Source organism: Streptomyces sp. SID5469 (genome assembly GCF_009862865.1).
Classification (GTDB): Bacteria; Actinomycetota; Actinomycetes; order Streptomycetales; family Streptomycetaceae; genus Streptomyces; species Streptomyces avermitilis.
The window spans coordinates 3,133,603-3,155,590 of record NZ_WWIN01000001.1 but is presented as its reverse complement, the minus strand read 5'-3'; the positions used below and the strand labels follow the sequence as shown (position 1 = coordinate 3,155,590).

The window sequence follows — 21,988 nt, the reverse complement described above, 5'->3', positions numbered from 1 at the left end:
CATGGAAGGGACACCATGGCACCACGCACGCTCAGCAAGGTCACCAAAGCCCTGATCGCCCCCGCGCTCGCGCTCGGCGCGACCATCGGCCTCGCCTCCGCCCCCGCCCAGGCAGCGGTCTGGAGCTCCTGCGACCAGTGGGGCAACACGACCCTGAACGGCTACACGCTCTACAACAACATCTGGGGCTCCGGCGCGGGCAGCCAGTGCATCTGGGCCAACTCCGGCACCAACTGGGGCGTCAACGCCAACCACCCGAACACTGGCGGCATCAAGTCCTACCCGAACGCCAAGAAGGTGATCAACAAGTCGATCACCTCACTCGGATCGCTCAGCAGCAGCTACAACGTCACGGTCCCGTCCTCCGGCGCGTACAACACGTCGTACGACATCTGGGACACGGCCTACAAGTACGAGGTCATGCTCTGGGTGAACTACAACGGAGCCGTCGGCGCGCTCGGCACCTCCCAGGGCAACCTGACGCTGGGCGGTCACACCTGGACCGTCTACAAGGGCAACAACGGCTCGAACGACGTCTTCTCGTTCCTGCGCACCTCGGACTCGTCCTCCGGCACCGTGAACGTCCTCCCGATCCTGAAGTGGATCAAGGACACCAAGGGCTGGTTCGGCAATGTGACCATCGGTGACGTGCAGTTCGGCTTCGAGATCACGTCCTCGTCGGGCGGCCTGGACTTCACCACCAACAGTCTGAGCGTCAGCAGCAGCTGATCCCCCGGAGAGCATGAAGGAGTGGCCGGTCCCCCCGTGGGACCGGCCACACGCGTCACTCCGCCACCGGCAGCCGCGCCCCGTCCCGCAGGAACAGCGGGATGCGGTCCAGCGGAGCGTCGACGGTCACGGCCGTGCCGCCCTCGTACTCCTGACCCGTCCACGCGTCCGTCCACCACGCGCCCGCCGGGAGGTACGCGGTCCGGGACGTCGCGCCCGCCGTGAGGACCGGCGCGACCAGGAGATCGGGTCCGAAGAGATAGGCGTCGTCCACCGACCAGGCGGCCCGGTCCTCGGGGAACTCCAGGAACAGCGGCCGCATCACGGGCAGGCCCTCCTCGTGCGCGGCGCGCATGACGTCGAGGACGTACGGCTTCAGCCGCTCGCGCAGCCGCAGGTACTTCTCCAGGATCGCGCCGGCCTCCTCGCCGTACGACCACACCTCGTTGGGGCCGCCGGTCATCCCGGGTCCGAGCGGCGTGCCCGGGTCGCGGAAGCCGTGCAGGCGCATCAGCGGGGACAGCGCGCCGAACTGGAACCAGCGCACCATGACCTCGCGGTACGCCGGATCGTCCGGGTCACCGCCGTGGAAGCCGCCGATGTCCGTGTTCCACCAGGGGATGCCGGACAGGGCCGTGTTGAGACCGGCCGCGATCTGGCGGCGCAGAGTCGCGAAGTCGGTGCCGATGTCGCCGGACCACAGGGCGGCGCCGTAGCGCTGACTGCCCGCCCACGCCGAGCGGTTGAGGGTGACGACCTCGGTCTCGCCGGCGGCGAGCATGCCCTCGTAGAAGGTGCGGGAGTTCTCGCGCGGATACAGGTTGCCCGTCTCCGGACCGGGCCCCGCGTAGTAGCGCAGGTTCTCCTGGAAGCCCGGCTTCAGCTCCGGCTCGCAGGCGTCCAGCCAGAACGACCTGATGCCGTACGGCTTCAGGTAGTTGTCCCGCACCTTCGACCACACGAACTCGCGCGCTTCGGGGTTCGTGGCGTCGTAGAAGGCCACCTGGACCGTCGACGCGACTCCCTTGTCGGGCCAGTCGGCATGGGCCATGGGGCCGTACTCGGTGCCGATGAAGTAGCCGCGCTGCTCCATGAGCTGGTGGTTCTCGCTCAGTGGCGAGACCGACGGCCAGACGCTCACCACCAGTTCGACGCCGAGTTCCGCCAGCTCCGCCACCATCGCCGCCGGGTCCGGCCACTGATCGAGGTCGAACTTCCACTCGCCCAGGTGGGTCCAGTGGAAGAAATCGCAGACAATGACGTCGAGGGGCAGGCCGCGCCGCTTGTACTCCCGCGCCACCGCGAGGAGTTCGTCCTGGGTGCGGTAGCGCAGCTTGCACTGCCAGAAGCCGGCCGCCCACTCCGGCAGCATCGGCGTACGGCCGGTCACCGCGCTGTAGCGGCGCTGGGCGTCGGCCGGGTCGCCCGCGGTGATCCAGTAGTCGATCTGCCGGGCCGAGTCCGCCACCCAGCGCGTGCCGTTGCCCGCCAGCTCCACGCGGCCGATGGCCGGGCTGTTCCACAGGAAGGTGTAGCCGCGGCTGGAGGTCAGCACCGGGATGGTCACCTCGGCGTTGCGCTGCACCAGGTCGAGCACCGCGCCCTTCTGGTCGAACAGCCCGTGCTGGTGCTGGCCCAGGCCGTACAGCCGCTCACCCTCGTAGGCGGCGAAGCGCTGTTCCAGGCGGTGCCGGCCGCCGCCGGCCGGGGTGTACAGCCGCGAGCCCGGCCACCAGAAGTGGGCCCGCTCCTCGGCGAGGAGTTCTCCACCGTCGTCCGTGCGCACGAAGCGGAGCAGGCCCTCGGCGTCGACCTCGACGGTCAGCGCGCCGACGGTCAGCGTCCCCCGCCCGTCCTCGATCTTGAGGGTGTACGGCGTCGACGGCCGCTCGTCGAGGAGGGCGCCCGGCAGCCCCTCCAGGACCGGGCCGCCGAGCCGGGTGCGGACCCGGACCGCGTCCGGGCCCCAGGGCTCGACGCGCACGGTCTCCGTGCGGCCGCTCCACTCCAGCGCGCCGTCCCGCTCGCGGAACGTGCCGACGGTCGGGGAGGACTGGGCAAGGCTGACCTGGGGCTGGTTTTCGGCAGGCTGATTCACGTGGAGTGCTCCTGAACGAGTGCAGACATGGGGGTGCCCTGGAGTGGCGCGGCGGTCAGGCTGGAGACGCGGCGGTCAGGCTGGAGACGCGGCGGTCAGGCGGGGGCGCGGCGGTCGGGCGGTCAGGTGGGGGCGCGCGGTCGAGTGGGGCGGCGGTGGGTGAGGGAGGAGGCGGTCGGGTGTGAGGCGCGGCGGTCGAGCGGGGCGGTGGCGGGTCAGGCGGCGGTCGGTGCCGGTCCCGTGCTCGCCCGTACCGTCAGCTCGGGTGCGATCAGCACGACTTCGTCCTCGCCGTGCCCGTTCAGCTTCGCGACCAGGTGCTCCACCGCGTGCCGTCCCATCTCCTGGGCCGGGATGGCCACGGACGTCAGCCGCACCGAGGCCTGCGTGGCGACCTGGTCCGGGCAGATGGCGATCACGGAGACGTCCTCGGGTACGGCCCGTCCCTGCCGGCGCAGCAGCGCGAGCAGCGGTTCCACGGCGGACTCGTTCTGCACGACGAACCCCGTGGTGCTCGGGCGCTCGTCGAAGATCCGGGCGAGCGTCAGGGCCATCGCGTCGTAGCCGCCCTCGCACGGCCGGTGCAGCACGCGCAGGCCCAGCTCCCGCGAGCGGGAGCGGAGCCCGTCGAGGGTGCGCTCGGCGAAGCCCGTGTGCCGTTCGTAGACCGCGGGCGCCTCGCCGATGACAGCGATGTCACGGTGGCCGAGCGTCGCCAGATGCCCGGCGCACAGGGCGCCCGTCGCGCCGAAGTCCAGGTCGACGCAGGTCAGTCCGGAGGTGTCGGCGGGCAGTCCGATGAGCACGGACGGCTGGTCGGTGCTGCGCAGCAGCGGCAGCCGCTCGTCGTCGAGCTCGACGTCCATCAGGATCATCGCGTCGGCGAGCCCGCTGCCCGTGACCCGGCGCACCGCGTCGGGACCCTCCTCGCCGGTGAGCAGCAGCACGTCGTACCCGTGGGTGCGGGCGCTGGTCGCCACCGCGATGGCGATCTCCATCATCACGGGGACGTACATGTCCGTGCGGAGCGGGATCATCAGCGCGATGATGTTCGACCTGCTGCTCGCCAGGGCGCGGGCCCCCGCGTTCGGGTGGTAGCCGAGCTCCTGGATGCTCTGCTCGACCCGCCGGCGGGTGCCCACGGAGATGGACCGCTTGCCGCTGAGGACATAGCTCACCGTGCTCGCCGAGACTCCGGCGTGCTGGGCGACCTCGGCGAGGGTGACCATCCAGCTCTCCAAGCTTGTGTGAAGCGCTTCGACAGTGCGCGCATTGCGGATAAGGGGAGTGAGGGTGGCTCGACAGTAGCTCGGCGAGGAAGGGCTGTCCATAGGCTGTCGAAGCGCTTCGACAATTAATTCCGGGCACAATTTCCACGCCGGCCGTGGCAACCTCCGGAAGATCCGGCGGCCACTGAGGGGCGTAAGCAGACCGTCCCCCGGAAGGACCCCTGATGCAGCATCGCAGACCGCGCCTGTCCAAGAAGGCGAGGGCCCTGGTCGCCACCACGGTCGTCCTCGCGGCCGCCGCCGGCGTCACCGTCGCCCAGGCGGGCGAGACCGGCAAGAAGTGCGCGGCCTTCGACACGATCACGCTCGGCAAGTACTACGTGAACAACAACCTCTGGGGCCAGGACAAGGCCACCGGCACCCAGTGCGTCTGGGACGACTCCCGGTCCGGCTCCACGATCTCCTGGGGCACGGACTACTCCTGGGCCAACAACTCCGCCGGGCACGACTACGACGTGAAGTCCTACGCGAGCAGTGTCCTCGGCTGGCACTGGGGCTGGAAGGCGGACAAGGCGGCGACGGGTCTGCCCGTCCGGGTGGGCGACCGCAAGAGCGTGAGGACCACCTGGGACTTCTCGGTCGGCGCCGGTCCCGGCACGATGAACGTCGCGTACGACCTGTGGCTGCACGCCAAGAACAACGCGGACTGGCAGGACCAGCCCACCGACGAGATCATGGTCTGGCTCAACCGCCAGGGCGGCGCGGGCCCGCTGGGCACCAAGTACGGCAGCGTCAGCCTCGGCGGCGCGATGTGGGACATCTACCAGGGCGACATCGGCTGGAAGGTGTACTCCTTCGTACGGCGTACGAACACCACCAAGGCCACGCTCGACCTGGACGACTTCACCCAGGCCCTGGTCCGCCGCAAGCTGCTGAGCGACGACAAGTACGTCTCCGGCATCGAGGCGGGCACCGAGGTCTTCAAGGGCGCGGGCCGACTGGACACCAAGGCGTACTCGGTGGACATCGGCTGACTGGCGTAGTCGGCGCGCATCCGGCGAACGCTGCGCGAAGACTGGTGGGGCAGCCCGTAATCGGGTACATACGATCGAGTAGCACCGGTCGGTAACGAACACGCCCAAGATCCCTATTCGCGGCGAGGTGAGCCTCATGTCCGCCACACCCCACCAGCCAACGGTCACTGAACGTGAGGCGCGTCAGGTCGCCGAGGCCGCGCGTGAACAGGACTGGCGCAAGCCCAGCTTCGCCAAGGAGCTGTTCCTCGGCCGCTTCCGGCTCGACCTGATCCATCCGCACCCGATGCCCGCCGACGAGGACGCGCAGCGCGGCGAGGAGTTCCTCGCCAAGCTGCGCGACTTCTGCGAGACGGAGATCGACTCGGCCCGGATCGAGCGCGAGGCGCGGATCCCCGACGAGACCGTCAACGGGCTCAAGGAGCTCGGCGCCCTCGGCATGAAGATCGACACCAAGTACGGCGGCCTCGGCCTCACGCAGGTGTACTACAACAAGGCGCTCGCCCTGGTCGGCTCGGCGAACCCGGCGCTCGGCGCGCTGCTGTCCGCGCATCAGTCGATCGGAGTACCGCAGCCGCTGAAACTCTTCGGCACCCAGGAGCAGAAGGACACGTACCTGCCGCGCTGCGCCCGCACCGACATCTCCGCCTTCCTGCTGACCGAGCCGGACGTGGGCTCCGACCCGGCGCGGCTCGCGACCACCGCGGTCCCGGACGGTGACGACTACGTGCTCGACGGAGTGAAGCTGTGGACCACGAACGGCGTGGTCGCCGACCTGCTCGTCGTCATGGCCCGCGTACCGAAGTCCGAGGGCCACAAGGGCGGCATCACCGCCTTCGTCGTCGAGGCCGGGTCCGAGGGCATCACGGTCGAGAACCGCAACGCGTTCATGGGCCTGCGCGGCCTCGAGAACGGCGTCACCCGCTTCCACCAGGTCCGCGTCCCGGCCGCGAACCGCATCGGCCCGGAAGGCGCGGGCCTGAAGATCGCCCTGACCACGCTGAACACCGGCCGTCTCTCCCTGCCCGCGATGTGCGTCGGCGCCGGCAAGTGGTGTCTGAAGATCGCCCGCGAGTGGTCGGCGGCGCGCGAGCAGTGGGGCAAGCCGGTGGCCTTCCACGAGGCGGTCGGCGCGAAGATCTCCTTCATCGCGGCGACGACGTTCGCGCTGGAGGCCGTCGTCGACCTGTCCTCGCAGATGGCGGACGAGAACCGCAACGACATCCGCATCGAGGCGGCCCTCGCCAAGCTGTACGGCTCCGAGATGGGCTGCCTGATGGCCGACGAACTGGTCCAGATCCGCGGCGGCCGCGGCTTCGAGACCGCCGAGTCGCTCGCGGCCCGGGGCGAGCGCGCGGTCCCCGCCGAGCAGATCCTGCGCGACCTGCGCATCAACCGCATCTTCGAGGGCTCGACGGAGATCATGCATCTGCTGATCGCCCGCGAGGCCGTGGACGCCCATCTCTCGGTGGCCGGCGATCTGATCGACCCGGACAAGTCCCTGTCCGACAAGGCGAAGGCCGGCGCGAACGCCGGGGTGTTCTACGCCAAGTGGCTGCCGAAGCTGGTCGCGGGACAGGGGCAGATCCCGGGTGCGTACGGCGAGTTCCGCCGCGAGGTCGACCTGTCGCCGCATCTGCGCTACGTCGAACGCGGCGCGCGCAAGCTGGCCCGCTCCACCTTCTACGCCATGTCGCGCTGGCAGGGCCGTATGGAGACCAAACAGGGCTTCCTCGGTCGGATCGTCGACATCGGCGCGGAACTCTTCGCGATGAGCGCGGCGTGCGTACGCGCCGAACTCCTGCGCAAGGAGGGGGACCACGGCCGCGAGGCGTACCAGCTCGCCGACGCCTTCTGCCGCCAGTCCCGGATCCGCGTCGAGGAGCTCTTCGGCCGTCTGTGGTCCAACACCGACGACCTCGACCGCAAGGTGGTCGAGGGCGTCCTGTCGGGCACCTACGCATGGCTGGAGGAAGGGGTCATCGACCCGTCCGGCGAAGGCCCGTGGATCGCGGACGCGACCCCGGGAGCGGCGAAACGGGAAAACGTCCACCGCCCCATTCGCTGACCTTTTCCCCGCCCGTGAACTGTCGTCCCGTCCGTCATTCTGCCGCTTGCCGCACCGGAGTTGTGCGTCAACAATGAGCAGAATGGCGAACGGGGACAGCAGATGCGCCAAGGTGTCGGGGAAGAACACAGTCATGGAATTTCCGTACAGCTGACGCGTGCCCGGGGGGACGCGCGCCACCAGCTCGACGCGACAGATCTGGTAAAGGCCCTGCGGACCGTGCGCAACGAGGTCGTGCCCCTGGCGGAGAAACTGCGCCAGACGGCACCGGAGACCTTCGAGGCGCACCGGGACGCGCTCGCCGTCCTCCTGAACGACTGCGCGCTCGCCCTGGTCGACGAGGAACCGAGGCCGCCCGTCGCCACCTTCGACCCGATGCCGGTGCGGCGGATCGACCTGCGGGACGTCGACGCCCTGCTGGACGCGGGCCGGCCGGGCGAACGGCCCGTCATCCAGCAGCTGTTCCGCGGCTCCGTGGCGTACGCGAAGGACCCGGTACTGCGCGAGGTGATCAAGGCGAATCAGCAGGGCGTCCACATTCTCCAGCGGGCCAACCACTGGATCCGGATGCTGGCGGACTCGATCTAGAGCTTGTCCAGCGTTTGTCGAGCGTTTGTCGAGCGGTTGCCGGGTGATTATCGAGCGCTTATCGAGCGGTCATGAGTGGTCAGTGGGGGTAATTCCGATGCCGGTTCTCGGTCTCGACAACATCACCGGCAGGATCATGCGGGCCGGTGAAGGGCGAATCCTGCGCCGTTTGCAGCGCATCGCGGCACAGGTGAACTCCCTGGAGGAAGAATTCAAGGCGCTGACCGACGAGGAACTCCAGGCACTCACTCCCGAGTTCACCCGGCGCCACGCCGACGGCGAGAGCCTCGACGACCTGCTGCCCGAGGCCTTCGCCACGATGCGCGAGGCGGCCCGGCGCACCCTCGGCATGCGTCACTTCGACGTCCAGCTCATGGGCGGCGCGGCGCTCCACTTCGGCAACATCGCGGAGATGCAGACCGGCGAGGGCAAAACCCTGGTCGGCACCCTGCCCGTCTATCTGAACGCCCTGACCGGCAAGGGGGTCCACCTCGTCACGGTCAACGACTACCTCGCCGAGCGCGACGCCGAGTGGATGGGACGGGCGTACCGCTTCCTGGGCCTGACCGTCGGCGTCATCAAGTCACAGTCGACGCCCGCCGAGCGGCGCGCGCAGTACGCCTGCGACATCACCTACGGCACCAACACCGAGTTCGGCTTCGACTATCTGCGCGACAACATGGCCTGGTCGCAGGACGAACTCGTCCAGCGCGGCCACCACTTCGCCATCGTCGACGAGGCCGACTCGATCCTCATCGACGAGGCCCGCACGCCCCTGATCATCTCGGGCCCGGCCGACCAGCCCACCCAGTGGTACGGGGCCTTCGCCAAGCTGGTCACGCGGATGCGGGGCGTACGGGTCCAGGAGGAGCAGTTCGTCACCCCGGCCGACAAGGACCGCCTCGCCCATCTGCGGACCACCCACGACTACGAGTACGACCCGAAGAAGCGCACCGTGGCGATCCTGGACCGCGGTGTCGAGTACCTCCAGGACCAGCTCGGCATCGAGAGCCTGTACGAGTCCGAGCACACCTCGCTGATCGGGCATCTCAACAACGCCCTCAAGGCCAAGGAGCACTTCAGGAAGGACAAGGACTACGTCGTCGTGGACGGCGAGGTACTGATCGTCGACGAGCACACGGGCCGCATCCTGGCCGGCCGCCGCTACAACGAGGGGCTGCACCAGGCGATCGAGGCGAAGGAGGCGGAGGAGGGCACGGAGGCGGGAGTGACGGTCAGGAACGAGAACCAGACCCTGGCCACGATCACCCTGCAGAACTTCTTCCGCCTCTACGAGAAACTCGCGGGCATGACCGGCACGGCGATGACCGAGGCCGCCGAGTTCCACCAGATCTACCAGTTGAACGTCGTGCCGATCCCGAGCAACCGGCCCATGATCCGCCGCGACGACCCCGACCAGATCTACCGCACCGAGGAGGCGAAGTACGCCGCGATCCTCGCCGACATCGCCGAACGGCACGAGACCGGCCAGCCGATCCTCGTCGGCACCACCTCCGTGGAGAAGTCCGAGCTGCTGTCCGGCCTGCTGCGGAAGCAGGGCATCCGGCACGAGGTCCTCAACGCCAAGAACCACCAGCGCGAGGCCCAGATCGTCGCCCAGGCCGGCCGCAGGGGCGCCGTCACCGTCGCCACCAACATGGCCGGCCGCGGCACCGACATCATGCTCGGCGGCAACCCCGAGGCGATGGCGCTCGCCGCGCTCCCCGAAGACGCCACGCCGGAGGACCGCGAGGCCGTACTCGACCGCGTCGGCAGGGCGGCCGCCGCCGAGCACGAGGAGGTCAAGGAACTCGGCGGCCTCTACGTCCTGGGCACCGAGCGCCATGAGTCGCGCCGCATCGACAACCAGCTGCGCGGCCGCTCCGGCCGGCAGGGCGACCCCGGCGCCTCCCGCTTCTACCTCTCCCTCGGGGACGACCTGATGCGGCTGTTCCGCGCCCAGGTCGTCGAGCGGGTGATGTCGATGGCGAACGTGCCCGACGACGTCCCGATCGAGAACAAGATGGTCACCCGCGCCATCGCCTCCGCCCAGTCCCAGCTGGAACAGCAGCACTTCGAGTCCCGCAAGGACGTCCTGAAGTTCGACGAGGTCCTCAACCGCCAGCGCACCCTGATCTACGCCGAGCGCCGCCGCGTCCTGGCCGGTGAGGACCTGCGCGAGCAGGTCCGGCACTTCATGGACGACACCATCGAGGCGTACATCCGGCAGGAGACCGGCGAGGGCTTCCCCGAGGAGTGGGACCTGGAGCGGCTGTGGGGAGCCTTCAGGCAGCTCTACCCGGTCGGCATCACCATCGAGGACCTGGAGGACTCCGTCGGCGGCCGGCCCGACCTCACAGTCGACGACCTCGTGGCGGCGGTCACCGAGGACGTCCACGACCGCTACGCGCGGCGCGAGGCGGAACTCGGCGCCGACGCCCTGCGCGACCTGGAACGCCTCGTCGTGCTCTCCGTCCTCGACCGCAAATGGCGCGAGCACCTCTACGAGATGGACTACCTGCGCGACGGCATCGGCCTGCGCTGGACGCTGGGCCGCGAGCCGATCGTCGAGTACGAGCGCGAGGGCTTCGACATGTTCGGCGCGATGACCGAGGCGATCAAGGAGGAGTCCGTCGGATACGTGTTCAACCTGGACGCCACGGGCCGGGAGGGGGAGGGCTCCGCCCTGGACCGCCGCCCCACCGACGGACTGCACTTCAGCGCGCCGACGCTGGACACCGCGGAGGGCGTGGTCGAGGGCCGCTTCACGACGGCGCCCGCCGGGGAACCGGCCGAGCACGACAAAGCGCCGCCGCACCGGCCCGGGAAGTCCCGGAACCGGCGGCGGCGCAAGAGGTAGCCCCCGTCAGCAGTACGTGTCGCTCGGGTCCCGTGTCGTCCACGCACACGAGTCGACCTTGGTCCCGCTCGCCTTGGTGAGCGTGGCGGTGTCGCTGGTGTTGTTCCAGACGTACGCGCCGCGGCTCTGGTACTTGGTCGAGGTGGTGTCGGTGCCCTTGCCGGTGCGCACCTTCACGGTCTTGCCCGCGCCGATCGCGACGTCCGGGAAGACGTACTTGTGGTTCGAGACGTCCTTGAGGACCCAGCCCTTCAGCGAGACCGTGGCGGAGCCGGTGTTCTTGATCTGCACCCACTCGGCGTTGAGGCTCGCGTTGGAGCGGGTGTCGGAGCCCGGGCTGTCGAACCAGACGTGATGGATGGTCACACCGCCGGCCGCTTCGGCCGGAGTGCTGAGAATGGTGCCGGTGAGTGCCACGGCGCCCGCGAGCGCGGGCAGGGCAGCGCGTATCCGCATGGAGGTCCCCCCAGGGTGTCGTCCGCCGGCCGGTCGTCCGCCGGCCAGTGCCTGACAGTGCTATCACGTGATCTTCACCGCTGTTTCACAAAGGCGGATTTCGCCGCACTCTGCACATCGGAGTGATAGACGGACTCTCGACGGGGACGCCCTGTCCTGCCCGTGGCGCGTTACGGCAACAATGGAGGGATGACCGACAGTCCAGCCCCCCTCGCCGACCCGCATCTCGTCTTCGACCCCGTGGACGGAGTCCGGGATGTCGTGATCCTCGGTTCCACCGGCTCGATCGGCACCCAGGCCATCGACCTCGTGCTGCGCAACCCCGACCGGTTCCGTGTCACCGGGCTCTCCGCCGCCGGCGGACGGGTCGGACTGCTCGCCGAACAGGCCCACCGCCTGCGCGTGAGCACCGTCGCGGTCGCCCGCGAGGACGTCGTACCGGTGCTGCGCGAAGCGCTCACCGCGCAGTACGGCCCCGGCGAGCCGCTCCCCGAGATCCTCGCGGGGGCGGACGCCGCCACCCAGCTGGCCGCCTCCGACTGCCACACCGTCCTGAACGGGATCACCGGCTCCATCGGCCTGGCCCCCACCCTGGCCGCCCTGGAGGCGGGCCGGACGCTCGCGCTCGCCAACAAGGAGTCGCTCATCGTCGGCGGCCCGCTGGTGAAGGCGCTGGCCAAGCCCGGCCAGATCATTCCCGTCGACTCCGAGCACGCCGCCCTCTTCCAGGCCCTCGCCGCCGGGACGCGGGCCGATGTGCGCAAGCTCGTCGTCACCGCCTCCGGCGGCCCCTTCCGGGGGCGTACGAAGGCCGAGCTGGCGAACGTCTCGCCCGAGCACGCCCTGGCCCACCCCACCTGGGCCATGGGACCGGTCATCACGATCAACTCCGCGACCCTGGTCAACAAGGGACTCGAAGTCATCGAGGCGCACCTCCTCTACGACATTCCCTTCGAGCGGATTGAGGTGGTCGTGCATCCCCAGTCGTATGTCCACTCGATGGTTGAGTTCACGGATGGATCGACACTGGCCCAGGCGACGCCCCCGGACATGCGCGGGCCGATCGCCATCGGGCTCGGCTGGCCCGAGCGCGTGCCCGACGCGGCGCCCGCCTTCGACTGGACGAAGGCGTCGAGCTGGGAGTTCTTCCCGCTCGACAACGACGCCTTCCCCTCGGTCGGACTCGCCCGGCACGTGGGACAGCTCGCGGGCACGGCCCCGGCGGTGTTCAATGCCGCCAACGAGGAGTGCGTCGACGCGTTCCTGAACGGCACGCTGCCGTTCAACGGGATCATGGAGACCGTCACGAGAGTGGTCGAGGAACACGGCACGCCGCGCACGGGAACTTCCCTGACCGTCGCGGACGTCCTCGAAGCGGAGACCTGGGCGCGTGCCCGGGCCAGGGAACTGACAGTTCAGACGGCGACCGCGGAGGCTCGTGCATGACGACCCTGATGTTCATCCTCGGCATAGTCGTCTTCGCGATCGGCCTGCTCATCTCGATCGCCTGGCACGAGCTGGGCCATCTGTCGACGGCCAAGCTCTTCGGCATCCGCGTCCCGCAGTACATGGTCGGGTTCGGCCCGACCGTCTGGTCGCGGAAGAAGGGCGAGACCGAGTACGGGGTCAAGGCGGTGCCGCTCGGCGGCTACATCCGCATGATCGGCATGTTCCCGCCGGGATCCGACGGAAAGATCGAGGCCCGCTCGACCTCCCCGTTCCGCGGCATGATCGAGGACGCCCGCTCGGCCGCGTTCGAGGAGCTGAGGCCCGGCGACGAGGACCGTCTCTTCTACACGCGCAAGCCGTGGAAGCGCGTGATCGTGATGTTCGCGGGCCCCTTCATGAACCTGATCCTCGCCGTGGTGATCTTCTTCGGCGTGATGATGACCTTCGGCGTCAACACCCAGACCACCACGGTCGGCAAGGTCTCGGACTGCGTCATCCAGCAGAGCGAGAACCGGACGAAGTGCGCGCGGAGCGACCAGGCCGCGCCCGCGAAGGCCGCCGGGCTCAAGGGCGGCGACAAGATCGTCGCGTTCGACGGCAAGGCCGTCGCGGACTGGTCGGCCCTCCAGTCCGACATCCGCGCCAACCCCGGCAAGGACGTCACGATCACGGTGGAGCGCAAGGGGCAGCAGCTCGACCTCAAGGCCCACCTGATCAAGAACCAGGTCAGCAAGACCGACGGCAACGGCGGCTACGTCGAGGGCAAGTACGTGTACGCCGGCTTCCTCGGCTTCACGCCCGCCTCCGGCATCGTCGAGCAGTCGTTCGGGCAGTCCGTGACCCGTATGGGCGACATGATGCAGAACGGCGTCGAGTCGCTGATCTCCCTGCCGGGCAAGATCCCCGCCCTGTGGGACGCGGCCTTCGGCGACGGCCCGCGCGAGGCGGACTCGCCGATGGGCGTGGTCGGCGCGGCCCGCGTCGGCGGCGACGTCTTCACCCTGGACATCCCGCCGTCCCAGCAGATCGCGATGATGCTGATGCTCGTCGCGGGCTTCAACCTCTCGCTGTTCCTGTTCAACATGCTCCCGCTGCTCCCGCTCGACGGCGGCCACATCGCGGGCGCCCTGTGGGAGTCGCTGCGCCGGAACGCGGCGAAGGTGCTGCGACGCCCGGACCCGGGCCCGTTCGACGTGGCGAAGCTGATGCCCGTCGCGTACGTGGTGGCCGGGATCTTCGTCTGCTTCACGATCCTGGTCCTGATCGCGGACGTGGTTAACCCGGTGAAAATCTCCTAGTCACCCGGATTTCGTGACGGTCGGGCACGCTCTGTGTCCGACCGTCTTCCATTGAGTGGGTTTGGGAGCGTGATGTGCTCCGGCGTACGCCCGTGCCGTAATCTCGAAGGCTGGAGCCCGCCGTTCCGGCTACCGGACCTTGATCCACAACTTGGGGTTGCACAGCAGATGACTGCGATTTCTCTCGGCATGCCGTCCGTTCCGACCAAGCTCGCCGAGCGCCGGAAGAGCCGGCAGATCCAGGTCGGAACCGTGGCCGTGGGCGGAGACGCACCCGTCTCGGTGCAGTCGATGACGACGACGCGTACGTCCGACATCGGCGCCACGCTCCAGCAGATCGCCGAGCTCACGGCGTCCGGCTGCCAGATCGTCCGTGTGGCCTGCCCCACGCAGGACGACGCGGACGCCCTCGCGGTCATCGCCCGCAAGTCGCAGATCCCCGTGATCGCGGACATCCACTTCCAGCCGAAGTACGTGTTCGCGGCGATCGAGGCGGGCTGCGCGGCGGTCCGGGTGAACCCGGGCAACATCAAGCAGTTCGACGACAAGGTCAAGGAGATCGCCAAGGCGGCGAAGGAGCACGGCACGCCGATCCGCATCGGCGTCAACGCGGGCTCGCTCGACCGGCGGCTGCTGGAGAAGTACGGCAAGGCCACCCCCGAGGCGCTCGTCGAGTCGGCGCTGTGGGAGGCGTCGCTCTTCGAGGAGCACGACTTCCGGGACATCAAGATCTCGGTCAAGCACAACGACCCGGTGGTCATGGTCAACGCGTACCGCCAGCTGGCGGCGCAGTGCGACTACCCGCTGCACCTCGGCGTGACCGAGGCCGGCCCCGCCTTCCAGGGCACGATCAAGTCGGCCGTCGCCTTCGGCGCGCTGCTCAGCGAGGGCATCGGCGACACGATCCGCGTCTCGCTGAGCGCGCCCCCCGTCGAGGAGATCAAGGTCGGCATCCAGATCCTGGAGTCGCTGAACCTGCGCCAGCGCGGCCTGGAGATCGTCTCCTGCCCGTCCTGCGGACGCGCCCAGGTCGACGTCTACAAGCTGGCCGAGGAGGTCACGGCGGGTCTGGAGGGCATGGAGGTGCCCCTGCGCGTCGCGGTCATGGGCTGCGTCGTCAACGGGCCGGGGGAGGCCCGCGAGGCCGACCTCGGCGTCGCCTCCGGCAACGGCAAGGGACAGATCTTCGTGAAGGGCGAAATCATCAAGACGGTGCCCGAGTCGAAGATCGTGGAGACCCTGATCGAGGAGGCGATGAAGATCGCCGAGCAGATGGAGGCGGACGGCATCGCCTCCGGCGAGCCCTCGGTGTCGGTGGCCGGCTGAGAGCCGCGCCCTCGCGTACGTACGCCACCTGCGCCCCGTCACACTGGTTGTGGCGGGGCGTGGTTGTTCGAGGGAAGCGCCTCGAACATGGAGTGACCAGAGCCCCATGACATCGGGCGGCGTCGCCCATTTCCGCCAGGTACAGTGCGGAGATCAGCAGACCCCAGGGTGAGGCCCCCGCACGTGTTGACGCAGACCACCACCCGGGTCCTCGAACCGAGTGACCTGGACGCCGCGCTCGCCGTACTCGACCGCGAGCCGGTCGCGAACGCCTTCGTGACCTCCCGGGTACAGGTCGCGGGCCTCGACCCCTGGCGCCTCGGCGGTGAGATGTGGGGCTGGTACGAGGACGGCATGCTCACGTCCCTGTGCTACGCGGGCGCCAACCTGGTCCCCATCTGCGCCACCCCGCGGGCCGTCCGCGCCTTCGCCGACCGTGCCCGCAGGGCCGGCCGCCGCTGCTCCTCCATCGTCGGCCCCGTCGAACCCACCACCCAGCTCTGGCAGCTGCTCGAACCCGGCTGGGGCCCGGCCCGCGAGGTCCGCGCCCATCAGCCGCTCATGGTCACCGACCGGCTGCCCGACGACGTCGCCCCCGATCCGTACGTCCGCCGCATCCGCAAGGACGAGATGGAGACGATCATGCCGGCGTGCGTGGCGATGTTCACCGAGGAGGTCGGTGTCTCCCCGCTCGCCGGCGACGGCGGCCTCCTCTATCAGGCCAGGGTCGCCGAACTCGTCGGCTCCGGACGCTCGTTCGCCCGCCTCGACCGCAACGGCAAGGTCGCCTTCAAGGCCGAGATCGGCGCCGCGACCCACCACGCCTGCCAGATCCAGGGCGTCTGGGTCGCCCCCGAATACCGGGGCCAGGGACTCGCGGCCCCCGGCATGGCGGCCGTCCTGCGCTACGCCCTCGCCGATGTCGCCCCGGTCGTCAGCCTCTACGTCAACGACTTCAACACCCCCGCCCGGGCCGCGTACCGAAGAGTGGGCTTCCAAGAGGTCGGCGCGTTCATGAGCGTTCTGTTCTAGGACCGGGCCTCATCAGGGCCGCCCCGTCAGGGGCGCGGGGCGGTGACATCGTGCGGCTCCGCCGCGCGGGCGCGACCAGCCACGACTGTCCCGCAGCAGACCAACAACCCGCAGTCCCCGGCACCATCCAGCGAAGCGCCCCGGTAGTCTCGCCGGCATGCTGCGCTTTCCCGGTCAGGGCCACCACAACCCCGACGACGTGGTCATCGGCCTCCTGGATCTCGCCGCGCGCGTCGACGAGGCGCTCGCCGTACAGGCGGTGGCCTTCGGGCTCGGCGCCGACGAGGTCGCCGTACGACACCAGATCGTCCTGCGGCACCTGACCTCCCCGGGAGCCCGCGCGTTCGGCGCCACCACCGGCGACGGACGGCTCGTCGGCTTCGTCTACGGGATGCCGAACGACCGTACGCACTGGTGGTCCACCGTCGTCGAGCCCTATCTGCGCGGCCAGGGCCACGAGGACTGGCTCGACAACTCCTTCGTGATCACCGAGCTGCACGTCCACCCGCACTTCCAGAACCACGGCATCGGCCGCTCCCTGATCACCACCATCACGGACGGCGCCGCCGAGCCCCGCTCGATCCTCTCCGCGATCGACACCGAGAGCCCCGCCCGCGGGCTGTACCACTCGCTCGGCTACGAGGACCTGGCGCGGCAGGTCCTGTTCCCCAGCGCGCCGCGGCCGTACGCCGTCATGGGCGCCCCCCTGCCCCTGCGGCGCCGCTGACACCTGTCCGCGGCGCACGCTCAAGGGGCCTTTTCGGCGGATACGGATTTCCGGCGACGGCGGCCCCCCGGCTAACCTCCTTGCCATCACCCTTTCGCAGCAGGAGTCGAATCATGGCCCAGGTCCAGCGCATGTCCCGTTTGATGGTCAAGACACTGCGTGACGACCCGGCGGACGCCGAGACGCTCAACCACAAGCTGCTGGTGCGCGCCGACTACGTGCGCCGCACCGCGGCCGGCATCTGGTCCTGGCTGCCGCTGGGCAAGAAGGTCCTGGAGAACGTCGCCCGCGTGGTCCGCGAGGAGATGGACGCCATGGGCGGCCAGGAGGTCCTGCTCCCGGCCCTGCTGCCCAAGGAGCCCTACGAGGCGACCGGCCGCTGGGAGGAGTACGGCCCCGAGCTGTTCCGCCTCAAGGACCGCAAGGGCGCCGAGTACCTCCTCGGCCCCACCCACGAGGAGATCTTCACCCAGCTGGTCAAGGACCAGTGCTCGTCCTACAAGGACCTGCCGGTGATCCTCTACCAGATCCAGGCGAAGTACCGCGACGAGGCCCGCCCGCGCGCCGGCATCCTGCGCGGCCGCGAGTTCCTGATGAAGGACTCCTACTCCTTCGACACGGCCGACGAGGGCCTGGCGCAGTCGTACGCGCTGCACCGCGAGGCGTACATCAAGATCTTCAACCGCCTCGGCCTCGACCACCGGATCGTCTCCGCCGTCTCCGGCGCGATGGGCGGCTCGGCGTCCGAGGAGTTCCTCGCTCCGGCCCCCGCCGGCGAGGACACCTTCGTGGACTGCCCGGCCTGCGACTACGCCGCCAACACCGAGGCCGTCACGTTCGTCGCCCCGGCCGTCGAGAGCGTCGAGCACCCGGCGGTCGAGGAGCTGGACACCCCCGACACCCCGACCATCGAGTCCCTCGCCGAGTACCTCGGCGTCCCGGCCTCGGCGACCCTGAAGAACCTCCTGGTGAAGGCCGACGGCGAGATCGTCGCCGTCGGCGTCCCCGGCGACCGCGAGGTCGACCTCGGCAAGCTGGGCGAGCACCTCGCGCCCGCCGTCGTGGAACTGGTGACGGCCGAGGACTTCGAGGGCCGCGACGACCTCGTACGCGGCTACGTGGGCCCGCAGGGCCTGGAGAAGGTCCGCTACATCGCCGACCCCCGCGTGGCCCCCGGCACGGCCTGGATCACCGGCGCAAACAAGATCAACACGCATGCGAAGAACGTCGTCGCCGGCCGTGACTTCGAGGTCGACGACTACCTCGACGTCGTCGTGGTCGAGGAGGGCGACCCCTGCCCCTCCTGCGGCACGGGCCTCAGGCTCGACCGCGCCATCGAGATCGGCCACATCTTCCAGCTCGGCCGCAAGTACGCCGACGCCTTCCAGCTCGACGTCCTCGGCAAGGAGGGCAAGCCGGTCCGCGTCACCATGGGCTCCTACGGCATCGGCGTCTCCCGCGCCGTCGCCGCCCTCGCCGAGCAGACGGCCGACGAGCAGGGCCTGTGCTGGCCCAAGGAGATCGCCCCGGCCGACGTCCACGTGGTCGCCGCGGGCAAGGCCCTGCAGACCGAGCTGGCGCTCGACGTCGCCGAGAAGCTGGGCGCGGCCGGTGTACGGGTGCTGGTGGACGACCGTGCGGGCGTCTCGCCCGGCGTGAAGTTCACCGACGCCGAGCTGATCGGCGTACCGCAGATCCTGGTCGCCGGGCGCCGCTCGGCCGAGGGCGTCCTGGAGCTCAAGGACCGCAAGACCGGCGAGCGCGAGGAGCTGACGGTCGAGGAGGCGATCGCCCGCCTGTCGGCGTGATCGTCCGACGGAAGGCGCCCCTCGGGAAGTTGTTTCCGGCACAGGGGCGCCTCACTGTCTTCCCCAGGCCGCTTCCCGCCCGTAGGACGTGACAACACGTCAGGTGGAGGGGACGGTCAGGCCGGCCAAGGAGCGGGGGCCGCAGAAGCGGCCCGCAGAGGCGCACGGCGTACGGGGCCGCAGCGGCGGTCGCGCCGGCACGGCACGCTCGACCAACGGGGTCACCGGCTCCTCGGTCCGGGCCCGGACCCGCTCGCGGTCCTCGAACGGGCCCGGCGCGCGGTGGCCGACCGCCCGGTACCGGGCCTCGCACGCACCCCCGCTCAGAGCCAGCCCGCGAACTCCAGCAGCAGTTCCGCGTCCTGGGGACGGCCCACCCTGCGTGCCCGCACCCCCGACTCGACGGCACGGAACAGCGTCCAGCCGCGCAGTCGTTCCTGGTCGAGCTCCAGCGACTCCGCGAGCCGCTTCACCCGGCGCCGGGTGATCGAGGCCCCCGAGGGCGACGCGATCAGGTCCTCCACCCGGTCCCGGACCAGCCGGGCCAGGTCGAAGGCGCACTCGCCGACCACCGGGTCGGGCCCCACGGCCAGCCACGGCATCCGCTCACCGGCCAGCACCTTGCTCTGCCGGAAGGTGCCGTGCAGCAGACGCGCCTGCGGGGCGGAGGCCAGCAGTTCCTCGCGGGCCGCGAGGGCCGCGTCGACCAGCGGTGCGACCTCGGCGTCGGCGGCCGCGCTCGTCCGCATCGCCTCGGCCTGCCGCCCGGTCCGCTCGGCCACGCTCTCGAAGACCTGACCGGCCGGCGGCTCGACCCACAGCCGCCGCAGGGTTCCGGCCGCCTCCAGCAAGGCCTTCGCCTCCGGCAGGGACCGTACGGACATCTCCGGGTGCAGCCGCTCCAGGAGCAGCACACCCTCGCCGCCGTCGCCGTCGAGCAGCTGTACGGCGCCGAAGCCGCCCCAGTGCGCCAGCGCGGCCCGCTCGCTCTCGGGCCGGGCCCACGGCGGCGCGAGTTTCAGCACGGCGGGCGTGCCGTCGGCCTGCCGCACCAGCACGACCAGGCTGCTGCGCCCGCCCGGCGCCTGCACCCGCTCGACGGTCAACTCGCGTAGATCAACGACCTGTTGAACCAGCTCGGGCAGCTTGACCAGCCAGTCGGCGGCCCCGTTCCGCTCGGTCTCGCCGAGCGCCCGCACGAGGCGTTGCGGCGGTTCGAAAGCCATGCGCGAGGTGTTCCCTTCCAGGTCGGCTTCGTACGCCGTACGCGACTCGTCCCGAGTACCCGTACGGCGTACGCCTTACGTCTGTGGTGTCGCCGACGCGGTGGGGGTGGCCGCCGCCCGCTCGGCGAGACCAGGGAAGGCTACGCTCTCGCCGCTCCAGCGCACCGCCCGCACCGCCGCCTCCCGCAGCGCCTCGGCGGCCGAGCGGCGTCGCGCGCCCGTGCCGGCCCGTACGAGATCGGAGTACACCCCGGCCACCCGTTCCTCCAGCTCGGCGGCGAGCCGTACGGCGGCCGTCGCATCCGGCACGGCGAACGGCAGCGCGTACCCGGCCGCGGCGGCCTGCGGCGTCCCGCCCAGGTCACGCACGGACCGCGCGAGCTCGTCCCGGCGCGCCCGGTGCGCGTCGTACGCGGCCCGCGCGTCGGCCCGCCGCGCCTGCCCGATCTTCCCGCCGACGACGCCGTACCCGTAGACGGCGGCGTGTTCGGCCCCGAGGGCCGCCTGGAGCGCCCTCAGCTCGGCGCTCTCGGTGCTCTCGGCCTTCGGTGTGCCGGTCGTGCCGGTGCTCGCGCTCACTTCGCGCCCTCCGTCAGCAAGAACGCGTGCGCGGCGCCCGCCGCCGCAACGGACGCCATGAGCCGCGCCAGCTCTCCCGGCAACTCCAGCAGCGCCTTCGTGCGCCGGTCGGCCAGGGCGCGCTCGGCGGCGGCCAGGTCGGACAGGGCCGTCTTCCGGTCGGCGGCCACGGCGGGGGAGGCGCTCGCGGAGGGGTGGGCGGACGCGGGCGCCCGACCGTCACCGTCGGCCGAAGCCGAAACGGATGCCGAAGCCGAAGCGGACGCGGATGCCTGAGCGCTGCCCCCGAACGCCTCCGTATGCCGTACGACCGCGGTCCGGAGCGGGCGCAGAAGGTCCGCCAGCGCCGGATGCGCGGCGATCACAGCCGCGTACCGCGTGGCCAGCGCCGCGCTGTCCCGGGCGGCACGCGCGCGTGCCCGGTCGGCGGCGGAGGGGCTGCCGGCCGTGTTGGCCGAGTCGGGGCTTTCGGAGCAGCCGACGAGCAGCGCGGCGCCCGCGGCCGAAGCGAGCAGGCTCCTTCGGCGCGGCCCCGGCGGGATGCGCGGCGGCAGGGTGAACGGCACGGCAGACGTCCTCGAAGGGCTCGTACGAACGGATGGGCGGCCCAGGGCCTGTCCGGCGGATCCTGCCGGGGCCGCGGGGGCCGGCACGCACCTCTGCGGCGTTGTCGTCGGTCGCCGTGGCCCCGCCACGACGTCCTCCTCCGCCTCGCAGCCGCACGCGCCGGATCCCACTCACCCGCGCTCGTCGGTCACCGTCGCTCTTCTCCGGCTCGATCCGCCGGACAGGCCCTGCTCGTGATCACGGTACCCGGGCCCCGCCCCGGCACCCGCCAGCGGCTCGGGCCCACCGCACGTCCGTCCGAACGGCGGTGCGGGTGGACGGCAACACCCTCCGCGACCGGATACCCTTTGACCTGACACACGACCTACCCACAACAGCACACGCGGCCGAGGAGTCACCCGGATGAGCACCACCCAGAGCGAGAGGCTGCGAGAACTTCTGGAACCGCTCGTGGGCTCCCAGGGCCTCGATCTCGAAGGGATCGAGGTGGAATCCGTCGGACGCAAGCGTGTGCTGCGTGTCGTCGTCGATTCCGACGAGGGCGCCGACCTCGACGCGATCGCCGATGTGAGCCGCGCGCTCTCGGCGAAGCTCGACGAGACGGACGCGATGGGCGAGGGGGAGTACACCCTCGAGGTCGGTACCCCGGGCGCGGAGCGCGCCCTCACCGAGCACCGCCACTACGTGCGTGCCGTGGACCGTCTGGTGAGATTCCAGCTCACCGAGGGTGATGAGCTGGTCGCCAGAATCCTGACCGTGGACGACGCCGGCCTCGACCTCGAGGTGCCCGGAGTGAAGGGCCGCAAGGCCACCACCCGCAGGCTCGCCTTCGAGGACATCGCCAAGGCCCGCGTCCAGGTCGAGTTCAACCGCAAGGACAAGAAGGACATGACGGAAGAAGAGGAGGCGTAGCC

General features: G+C 70.3%; 18 protein-coding genes. 12 read left to right on the top strand and 6 right to left on the bottom strand.

Annotated features, from left to right (window positions below):
- The first annotated feature begins 15 nt into the window (after positions 1–15).
- Positions 16–729: a hypothetical protein gene (locus GTY58_RS13480; RefSeq protein WP_010984007.1), complete on the top strand. Its 714-nt coding sequence runs from the start codon at positions 16–18 to the stop codon at positions 727–729.
- 55 nt (positions 730–784) lie between these two features.
- Here GTY58_RS13480 and GTY58_RS13475 read toward each other — a convergent pair whose 3' ends face one another.
- Positions 785–2,827: a glycoside hydrolase family 31 protein gene (locus GTY58_RS13475; RefSeq protein WP_037652051.1), complete on the bottom strand. Its 2,043-nt coding sequence runs from the start codon at positions 2,825–2,827 to the stop codon at positions 785–787.
- A gap of 215 nt (positions 2,828–3,042) precedes the next feature.
- A complete protein-coding gene (locus GTY58_RS13470; protein WP_010984005.1) occupies positions 3,043–4,056 on the bottom strand; it encodes a LacI family DNA-binding transcriptional regulator in 1,014 nt (337 codons plus the stop codon).
- A gap of 224 nt (positions 4,057–4,280) precedes the next feature.
- On the opposite strand from GTY58_RS13470, the gene GTY58_RS13465 reads away from it, so the two are divergent.
- The 4 genes from GTY58_RS13465 to secA all read left to right on the top strand — a co-directional run bounded on the left by GTY58_RS13465 (position 4,281) and on the right by secA (position 10,606).
- Positions 4,281–5,090, top strand: a complete 810-nt coding sequence (locus GTY58_RS13465) for an endo-1,4-beta-glucanase (RefSeq protein WP_010984004.1) — start codon at positions 4,281–4,283, stop codon at positions 5,088–5,090.
- 136 nt (positions 5,091–5,226) lie between these two features.
- Positions 5,227–7,158 carry an acyl-CoA dehydrogenase family protein gene (locus GTY58_RS13460; protein ID WP_037652084.1) on the top strand — a complete coding sequence of 644 codons (1,932 nt, stop codon included), beginning with the start codon at positions 5,227–5,229 and terminating at the stop codon, positions 7,156–7,158.
- A 219-nt stretch (positions 7,159–7,377) separates the two neighbouring features.
- Positions 7,378–7,746: a hypothetical protein gene (locus tag GTY58_RS13455; RefSeq protein WP_042493018.1), complete on the top strand. Its 369-nt coding sequence runs from the start codon at positions 7,378–7,380 to the stop codon at positions 7,744–7,746.
- Positions 7,747–7,843: 97 nt separating this feature from the next.
- On the top strand, positions 7,844–10,606 hold the full coding sequence (secA, locus tag GTY58_RS13450; RefSeq protein ID WP_010984001.1) for a preprotein translocase subunit SecA: 2,763 nt from the start codon (positions 7,844–7,846) through the stop codon (positions 10,604–10,606).
- A 6-nt stretch (positions 10,607–10,612) separates the two neighbouring features.
- Here secA and GTY58_RS13445 read toward each other — a convergent pair whose 3' ends face one another.
- Positions 10,613–11,062 carry a lamin tail domain-containing protein gene (locus GTY58_RS13445; RefSeq protein ID WP_010984000.1) on the bottom strand — a complete coding sequence of 150 codons (450 nt, stop codon included), beginning with the start codon at positions 11,060–11,062 and terminating at the stop codon, positions 10,613–10,615.
- Between the two features lie 189 nt (positions 11,063–11,251).
- Between GTY58_RS13445 and dxr the strand changes: the two genes are divergently transcribed.
- From dxr to GTY58_RS13415, 6 genes are all read left to right on the top strand, one after another.
- Entirely contained in the window at positions 11,252–12,508 is a 1,257-nt protein-coding gene (gene dxr / locus GTY58_RS13440; RefSeq protein ID WP_037652046.1) for a 1-deoxy-D-xylulose-5-phosphate reductoisomerase, read from the top strand.
- An 8-nt stretch (positions 12,509–12,516) separates the two neighbouring features.
- Positions 12,517–13,809, top strand: a complete 1,293-nt coding sequence (locus tag GTY58_RS13435; protein WP_171033236.1) for a site-2 protease family protein — start codon at positions 12,517–12,519, stop codon at positions 13,807–13,809.
- Between the two features lie 168 nt (positions 13,810–13,977).
- Entirely contained in the window at positions 13,978–15,135 is a 1,158-nt protein-coding gene (gene ispG / locus GTY58_RS13430) for a flavodoxin-dependent (E)-4-hydroxy-3-methylbut-2-enyl-diphosphate synthase (protein WP_010983997.1), read from the top strand.
- A gap of 183 nt (positions 15,136–15,318) precedes the next feature.
- Positions 15,319–16,167 carry a GNAT family N-acetyltransferase gene (locus GTY58_RS13425; protein ID WP_037652043.1) on the top strand — a complete coding sequence of 283 codons (849 nt, stop codon included), beginning with the start codon at positions 15,319–15,321 and terminating at the stop codon, positions 16,165–16,167.
- A 157-nt stretch (positions 16,168–16,324) separates the two neighbouring features.
- Positions 16,325–16,894, top strand: a complete 570-nt coding sequence (locus tag GTY58_RS13420) for a GNAT family N-acetyltransferase (RefSeq protein WP_010983995.1) — start codon at positions 16,325–16,327, stop codon at positions 16,892–16,894.
- Positions 16,895–17,007: 113 nt separating this feature from the next.
- The gene (locus GTY58_RS13415; RefSeq protein ID WP_010983994.1) at positions 17,008–18,702 is read left to right on the top strand and encodes a proline--tRNA ligase; all 1,695 of its coding nucleotides are present in this window, start codon (positions 17,008–17,010) and stop codon (positions 18,700–18,702) included.
- A 323-nt stretch (positions 18,703–19,025) separates the two neighbouring features.
- Here the strand turns inward: GTY58_RS13415 and GTY58_RS13410 are convergent, their stop codons facing one another.
- The 3 genes from GTY58_RS13410 to GTY58_RS13400 form a co-directional block, all read right to left on the bottom strand.
- Positions 19,026–19,928 carry an aminoglycoside phosphotransferase family protein gene (locus GTY58_RS13410; RefSeq protein ID WP_010983993.1) on the bottom strand — a complete coding sequence of 301 codons (903 nt, stop codon included), beginning with the start codon at positions 19,926–19,928 and terminating at the stop codon, positions 19,026–19,028.
- Positions 19,929–20,003: 75 nt separating this feature from the next.
- The gene (locus tag GTY58_RS13405) at positions 20,004–20,507 is read right to left on the bottom strand and encodes a ferritin-like domain-containing protein (RefSeq protein ID WP_010983992.1); all 504 of its coding nucleotides are present in this window, start codon (positions 20,505–20,507) and stop codon (positions 20,004–20,006) included.
- On the bottom strand, positions 20,504–21,073 hold the full coding sequence (locus GTY58_RS13400; RefSeq protein ID WP_037652039.1) for a hypothetical protein: 570 nt from the start codon (positions 21,071–21,073) through the stop codon (positions 20,504–20,506). The genes GTY58_RS13405 and GTY58_RS13400 overlap by 4 nt, the downstream gene beginning before the upstream one ends.
- 403 nt (positions 21,074–21,476) lie before the next feature.
- Between GTY58_RS13400 and rimP the strand changes: the two genes are divergently transcribed.
- Positions 21,477–21,986 (top strand): ribosome maturation factor RimP, encoded by a 510-nt coding sequence (gene rimP / locus GTY58_RS13395; protein WP_010983990.1) that lies wholly within the window; start codon positions 21,477–21,479, stop codon positions 21,984–21,986.
- Positions 21,987–21,988: the final 2 nt, after the last annotated feature.